General features: G+C 77.7%; 6 protein-coding genes and 1 pseudogene. 5 read left to right on the forward strand and 2 right to left on the reverse strand.

The window, feature by feature from the left end:
- The first annotated feature begins 213 nt into the window (after positions 1 to 213).
- The 3 genes from ACRYMN_RS20500 (at position 214) to pheA (ending at position 2,940) form a co-directional block, all read left to right on the forward strand.
- Positions 214 to 1,518, forward strand: a complete 1,305-nt coding sequence (locus tag ACRYMN_RS20500) for a glycosyltransferase 87 family protein (protein ID WP_432499227.1) — start codon at positions 214 to 216, stop codon at positions 1,516 to 1,518.
- 78 nt (positions 1,519 to 1,596) lie between these two features.
- Positions 1,597 to 1,902, forward strand: coding sequence for a WhiB family transcriptional regulator (locus tag ACRYMN_RS20505; protein WP_432499229.1), 306 nt, complete (start codon positions 1,597 to 1,599; stop codon positions 1,900 to 1,902).
- A 102-nt stretch (positions 1,903 to 2,004) separates the two neighbouring features.
- Positions 2,005 to 2,940 carry a prephenate dehydratase gene (gene pheA, locus ACRYMN_RS20510; RefSeq protein WP_432499230.1) on the forward strand — a complete coding sequence of 312 codons (936 nt, stop codon included), beginning with the start codon at positions 2,005 to 2,007 and terminating at the stop codon, positions 2,938 to 2,940.
- A 34-nt stretch (positions 2,941 to 2,974) separates the two neighbouring features.
- Here pheA and ACRYMN_RS20515 read toward each other — a convergent pair whose 3' ends face one another.
- A complete protein-coding gene (locus tag ACRYMN_RS20515) occupies positions 2,975 to 4,081 on the reverse strand; it encodes a diacylglycerol/lipid kinase family protein (protein ID WP_432499232.1) in 1,107 nt (368 codons plus the stop codon).
- A 54-nt stretch (positions 4,082 to 4,135) separates the two neighbouring features.
- Here ACRYMN_RS20515 and serS point away from each other — a divergent pair, with 54 nt between their 5' ends.
- Together serS and ACRYMN_RS20525 are read left to right on the forward strand one after the other, a co-directional pair.
- Positions 4,136 to 5,407, forward strand: a complete 1,272-nt coding sequence (serS, locus tag ACRYMN_RS20520) for a serine--tRNA ligase (RefSeq protein ID WP_432499234.1) — start codon at positions 4,136 to 4,138, stop codon at positions 5,405 to 5,407.
- A 70-nt stretch (positions 5,408 to 5,477) separates the two neighbouring features.
- Positions 5,478 to 6,311 (forward strand): HAD family hydrolase, encoded by an 834-nt coding sequence (locus ACRYMN_RS20525; RefSeq protein WP_432499236.1) that lies wholly within the window; start codon positions 5,478 to 5,480, stop codon positions 6,309 to 6,311.
- Between the two features lie 17 nt (positions 6,312 to 6,328).
- On the opposite strand, the pseudogene ACRYMN_RS20530 reads toward ACRYMN_RS20525, so the two are convergent.
- Positions 6,329 to 6,526, reverse strand: a pseudogene (locus ACRYMN_RS20530) (LuxR C-terminal-related transcriptional regulator); the annotation flags it as partial.
- Between the last annotated feature and the right edge of the window lie 142 nt (positions 6,527 to 6,668).

Below are 6,668 nucleotides of genomic sequence, written 5' to 3' on the forward strand. Positions count from 1 at the left end.
ACCCCCCACCCCCACCACCACCGCCAGCGCGCCCAGGCGGCACCCCCCCGCGCCCGCCGCGCGGGGCAGCGCGCGGGGGACGGCGGGCCGGGCGGGCCGGGCGGGCCGGGCGGGCGCGGGGCGGTGCGGCACCGCTCCAGGCTAGGTGGCCGCGGTGCCCGGCCCGGGCCGGGCGCGTGCCCGCGGCGGGCGGGGCTGGGGGAGGATCGGCGCGTGGTCGTGGACGGACGGGCGGGGGCGCAGCGGGCGCCGGGGGCGTCGCCGGGGCAGCCGGCGGGGGTGCCCGCGCGGGCGCGCGCCGCCGCGCTGCCGGTGCTGCTGGGCGTGCTGGTGCTGCTGGCGGCGGCGGCGCCGGTGGTGCACCGCTACCTCGTGGCGTACCCGCAGGACCAGTGGCAGGTGGACCTGCAGGTCTACCGCGAGGCCGGGCGCAGCCTGCTGCTGGGGCGGCCGGTGTACGAGGTGCTCACCGAGGCGCCGCAGCTGCTGCCCTTCACCTACCCGACCTTCTCGGCGCTGCTGTCGGTGCCGCTGGCGCTGCTGCCGTGGGGCGCGGCCGGCTGGGTGTGGACGGGCGTGCAGCTGGCGCTGCTGTGGGCGGTGGTGGGCCTGGCCTTCGCCCCGCTGCTGGCGCGCGGGGGGCGCTGGGCCCCGCTGGCGCACGGCGTGCTGGCCGGGGCGGCGGTGTGGGTCTCGCCGGTGGGCGAGAACCTGCGCTTCGGGCAGGTGAACCTGGTGCTGGTGGCGCTGTGCCTGCTGGACGTGGCGCGCGGGGGCGAGGGGCTGCGCGTGGGGCGCCACCGGCTGCGCTGGCCGCGCGGTGCGCTGGTGGGCCTGGCGGTGGCGGTGAAGCTGACGCCGGGGGTCTTCCTGGTGCACTTCGCGCTGACGCGGCAGTGGCGCGAGCTGCGCAACGGCGTGCTGGCGGCCGCGGGGGTGACGGTGGCGACGTTCCTGGTGGCGCCGGCGGCGTCGCTGCAGTTCTGGACGGCGGCGCTGTGGGACCCCGAGCGCCTCGGGCCCAACGCCGGCTCGTCCAACCAGTCGGTGCGCGGCTTCCTGCTGCGCCTGTACCTGCCCGAGCAGCTGACCTCGCTGCTGTGGGCGCTGGTGGCGCTGGCCGCCGCGGCGGCGGGCTTCGCGCTGGCCCGGCGCGCGCACCGGGCCGGCGCGCCGGTCGCCGAGGTCGCCGCGTGCGGGCTGGTGGCGCTGCTCGTCTCGCCGGTCTCGTGGCTGCACCACTTCGCGTGGGGCCTGGTGGTGCTCGGCGCGCTGGCCGGCGACGGGCGCGCGCGCCGGCGGGTGGCGGTGGCGCTGGGCGCGGCGGCGCTGCTGTCCGTGGCGTGGCCGTGGTGGGGGGCGAACCTGCTGGCCGAGGGCTCGGTGCCGGTGCCGGTGGCGCGCGCGGTGCAGAGCGCGGACCTGTGGTGGGCGTGGCTGGCGCTGCTCGCGCTGGCGCTGGTGGCGCTGCCGCGGGCGCGGGCGTCCCGCGCCGTCTCACCTACGGTGATCGATTAGTCGCTCTGTGTTTAGGTCTGGTGACGGGGGGGCAAGACGGCTCCGCAAGGAGCCAGCGCCCAACACCGGGGGGACACCGTGAGCCGGACCACCTACGCACTGCGCCCGACCGTCGACGCCTGGGAGTGGCAGCTGCGCGGCTCGTGCCGCGACGCCGACCCCGAGCTGTTCTTCCACCCCGAGCTCGAGCGGGGGGCCGCCCGCCAGCACCGCGACGCCGCCGCCCTGGCCGTGTGCGCCGAGTGCCCCGTGCTGCGCCAGTGCCGCCAGCACGTCCTGGCCCACCGCGAGGCCTACGGCGTGTGGGGCGGGCTGACCGAGGACCAGCGCGAGGAGATCTGGGCCGCCCGCACCGACCGCCGGCGCCTGCGCCGCGCCGGCTGAGGACCGCCCGTCCAGGACCGCTGCGCCGACCGGTGCCCGGGGTCGAGCCCCCCGGGCCCGGGCTCCGGCCGCCGCAGCGCTCCGCCGGTAGCGTTCCGCCCCGTGCCCCGCTACGCGTTCTTCGGCCCCGTCGGCACCTTCTCCGAGGCCGCCCTGCGCACCGTCGTGCCCGACGAGCCCGCCGAGCCCCTGCCCAGCGTCGACGCCACCATCGAGGCCGTGCGCAGCGGCGCCGCCGACGTGGGCTGCGTGCCCATCGAGAACTCCGTCGAGGGCGGGGTGCCCGCCACGCTGGACGGCCTGGCCGTCGGCGACCCCCTCGTCGTCGTGGCCGAGGTCGTCCTGCCCGTCTCCTTCGTCCTGGCCGCCCCGCCCGGCACCGCGCTGGGCGACGTGCGGCGCGTGAGCACCCACTCGCACGCCTGGGCGCAGGTGCGCCGCCGGCTGCACCAGACCCTGCCCGGCGTGGCCTACGTGCCCGCCACCTCCACCGCCGCCGCCGCCGAGGCCCTGGCCGCCGAGCGCGACGGCGGCCCGGCCGCCGGCTTCGAGGCCGCCGTGTGCGCGCCCTTCGCCGCGCGGCGCTTCGGCCTGCAGGTGCTCGCCGAGCGCGTGGAGGACCGCGCCGGCGCCCAGACGCGCTTCGTGCTGCTCTCGCGCCCCGGGCGCCTGCCCGGGCGCACCGGCAACGACAAGACGTCCCTGGTGCTCTTCCTGCGCGAGGAGCGCCCCGGCGCCCTGGTCGAGGCCCTGGAGCAGTTCGTCACCCGCGGCATCAACCTCACCCGCATCGAGTCGCGCCCCGCCGGCGACGCCCTGGGCCGGTACTGCTTCTCCATCGACTGCGACGGGCACCTGTCCGACGCGCGCGTCGGCGAGGCCCTCATGGGCCTGCACCGGGTGTGCGAGCAGGTGCGCTTCGTGGGCAGCTACCCGCGCGCCGACGGCGGCAGCACCATCACCGGCGCCGGCCCCACCGACGCCGCCTTCGGCGAGGCCCAGCGCTGGCTGGACCACCTGCGCGCCGGCGGCGCCTGAGCGGCCCGACCGGCCCGACCGGCCCCCCGCCGCCTCAGTCGTGCTGCGGGGGGCAGCGCACCAGCAGGGTCGCCGGCTCCACGTCCACCCGCACGCGCAGCGCGGTGCCGATCGGGTCGCCGTCCAGCTCCACCTCCTGCGGCTCCGCGCAGGTGACCTCGAAGCTGCGCCCGCGCAGGCGCTGCACGCGCCGCTGCCCGCGCCGGTCGCGGGTGACGATCGCCCACACCACCTCGCCCCAGGCGATCCCGCCGCGCGGGGAGAGCACCACCGCGTCGAGCAGGCCGTCGTCCACGCGCGCGTCCGGCATGAGCACGAGGTTGCGCGTCAGGCGCCCGCAGTTGCCCACGATGACGGCGCGGGTGCGCACCCCCACCGCCTCGCCGCCGTCCACGCGCACCCTCACGCGCGCCTGCGGCCCCCACAGCGCCCGCGCGCCGGAGACGACGTAGGCGCCGTAGCCCAGGTGCCGCTTGAGGCGGTCCTCGACGCCGGCCATCATCGCCGCGTCGAAGCCCAGCCCGGCCATGACGAGGAACAGGTGCCGCTCCGGGCGGGCGTCCGAGCCCGTGCGGTCCACCGTCAGCCGCCCGACGTCCACGGCGGTGTCGGGGGCGGAGAAGACCAGGTCCAGCGCGGCGGCCAGGTCCGCGTGCGGCACGTCGAGGTTGCGCGCCAGCAGGTTGCCCGTGCCCGCCGGCAGCAGGCCCATGGGCACCCCCGTGCCCGTCATCCCCTCCGCCACCGCGCGCACCGTGCCGTCCCCGCCGGCGGCCAGCACGATGTCGGCGCCGCGCTGGACCGCCTCGCGGGCCTGCTCGGTGCCGGGCTCGTGCGGCGTCGTCTCCAGCCACAGCGGGTCCTGCCAGCCGTGCGAGCGGAACACCGCCGCCGTGTACGCCTGGCGGCGGCGCAGCGCGTGCTCGTCCAGGTGCGCGAACTTCGAGGGGTTGACCACGATGGCCGCGCGCGGGCGCGCCGGCGGCACCGGTTCCAGGGCGGGGGCGGAGACGTCCTCCACCAGGCCGCGCAGCCGCCGCCCGGTGCGCCGCTCGCGCACCAGCAGCCCGGAGACGACCACCAGCAGCGGCACCAGCAGGGCGGCGAGCGCGGCCGCGCCCCCCACGTCCCCCAGCACCACGCCGCGCAACGCTACCGGGCGGCGCGCCCCGCGCACCCCGTTAGGGTTCGCAGGGTGATCGACCTGCGCCTGCTCCGCGAGGACCCCGACGCCGTGCGCGCCAGCCAGCGCGCCCGCGGCGAGGACGAGGCGGCCGTGGACCGCGCGATCGCCGCCGACGTGCGCCGCCGCGGCTCCACCGCCGAGTTCGAGCGGCTGCGCGCGGAGCAGAAGGCGCGCGGCAAGGACGTCGCGAAGGCGCAGGGCGAGGACAAGCGGGCCCTGCTGGCCGGGGTGAAGCAGCTCGCCGAGCAGGTCAAGGCCGCCCAGGCCGAGGCCGACGCGGCCGCCGCCGAGCTCGACGAGGCGCTGCGCTCGATCCCCAACGTCGTCGCCGACGGCGTGCCGCCCGGCGGCGAGGACGACTACGTCGTGCTGCGCGAGGTCGGCGCGCCGCCCGCGCTGCCCGAGGGCCTGGACGCCTGGCGCGACCACCTGGAGCTGGGCCAGCTGCTGGGCGCCATCGACACCGAGCGCGGCGCGAAGGTCTCCGGCTCGCGCTTCTACTTCCTCACCGGCGTCGGCGCCCGCCTGGAGCTGGCGCTGCTGAACATGGCCGTCGCCCGCGCCGTCGAGGCCGGGTTCACCCCGATGATCACCCCGACGCTCGTGCGGCCCGAGGTCATGGCCGGCACCGGGTTCCTCGGCGCGCACGCCGCGGAGGTGTACCGGCTGGCCGAGGACGACCTGTACCTCACCGGCACCTCCGAGGTGGCGCTGGCCGGCTACCACGCCGACGAGATCCTCGACCTGTCCGCGGGCCCGCGGCGCTACGCCGGCTGGTCGGCCTGCTACCGGCGCGAGGCCGGCTCGCACGGCAAGGACACCCGCGGCATCGTGCGCGTGCACCAGTTCCACAAGGTGGAGATGTTCTCCTTCTGCCGCGCCGAGGACGCCGCCGGCGAGCACGAGCGGCTGCTGGCGCTGGAGGAGGCCATGCTCGCCGCGGTGGAGGTGCCCTACCGGGTCATCGACACCGCCGCCGGCGACCTGGGCAGCTCCGCGGCCCGCAAGTTCGACTGCGAGGCGTGGGTGCCCTCGCAGGGCGCCTACCGGGAGCTGACGTCCACCTCGAACTGCACGACGTTCCAGGCCCGGCGCCTGGGCGTTCGCGAGCGCGTCGAGGGCGAGGGCGGCACCCGCCCGGTGGCCACCCTCAACGGCACCCTGGCCACCACCCGCTGGATCGTGGCGATCCTGGAGAACCACCAGCAGCCCGACGGCTCGGTGCGCGTGCCCGAGGCGCTGCGCCCCTTCCTGGGCCTCGACGTGCTCGTCCCCGCCTGAGCGCACCCGGACGGGTGCCGCCGGCCGGACCGCCGGGCCGCGCGCGCCGCCGGTGGTTAGGGTCGGGGGCGTGAACGGGGGGGTTGAGGGCGCGCTGGTCGCGCTCGACGTCGACGGCACGATCGTCGACCACGACGAGGTGCTGTCCGACCGGGTGCGCGGGGCGGTGCAGCGCCTGGCCGGTTCGGGCGCGCACGTCGTCGTCGCCACGGGCCGCTCGCTGCACGGCGTGCTGCCGGTGCTGCAGCGCCTGGACCTGCACGAGGGGTTCCTGGTGTGCAGCAACGGCGCCGCCACCGTGCAGCTGGACCGCTCCGCGCCCGGGGGCTACCGCGTCGTCTCCCTGCACACCTTCGACGCCTCGGGCGCGGCCGAGGCGCTGCGCACGAGCATCCCCACCGGCCTGTTCGCCGTGGAGGTCCTCGGCCGCGGCTTCAAGGTCACCGCCCCCTTCCCCGACGGAGAGCTGACCGGCGAGGTCGAGGTCGTCCCCTTCGCGGAGATGTTCGACGAGCCGGTCATGCGCGTGGTGGTGCGCAGCCCCGAGCACACCTCCGCGGAGTTCGGCGCGCTGGTCTCCGCCGTGGGCCTGCACGGGGTGGCGTACTCGGTGGGCTGGACCGCCTGGCTGGACCTGGCGCCCGACGGGGTCACCAAGGCCAGCGCGCTGGAGGAGGTGCGCCTGCGCCTGGACGTGCCGCACGAGCGCACCCTGGCCGTCGGCGACGGGCGCAACGACGTGGAGATGCTGCAGTGGGCCGCGCGCGGGGTGGCGATGGGCAACGCGCCCGAGGAGGTGCGCGCGGCCGCCGACGAGGTGACCTCCCACGTGGACGAGGACGGCCTGGCCGAGGTGCTCGAGGCGCTGCTCGACGCCGGCGAGCGCGAGCCCGCCGCCTCCTGAGCCGCGGGTGCGGGCCCTCAGGCGCCCAGCCCCGCCTCGCGGGCCATGAGCATCGCCGCCGCCCTGTCCGCCGCGCCCAGCTTCGCCAGCACGTTGGCGACGTGGTTGCGCACCGTCTTCGGGCTCAGCACCAGCCGCCGGCTCATCGTGGCGGTGTCGAAGCCGCGCGCGACGAGGTCGAGCACCTCGCGCTCGCGGTCGGTCAGCTCCGGGAAGGCGCGGCGGGGGGGCGGGGGGGCCCCCCCCCCCCCCACGCCAGCGTTGGTGATCAGCGCAGCCCCTGTCGCACAAACGGTCGCTTCTGAGATGCCGGGCCGTCACCACGCTGTGTGACGCCGCCGGATCACCTTCCGCTCG

It is taken from the genome of Kineococcus gypseus (assembly GCF_050871305.1).
Classification (GTDB): domain Bacteria; phylum Actinomycetota; class Actinomycetes; order Actinomycetales; family Kineococcaceae; genus Kineococcus; species Kineococcus gypseus.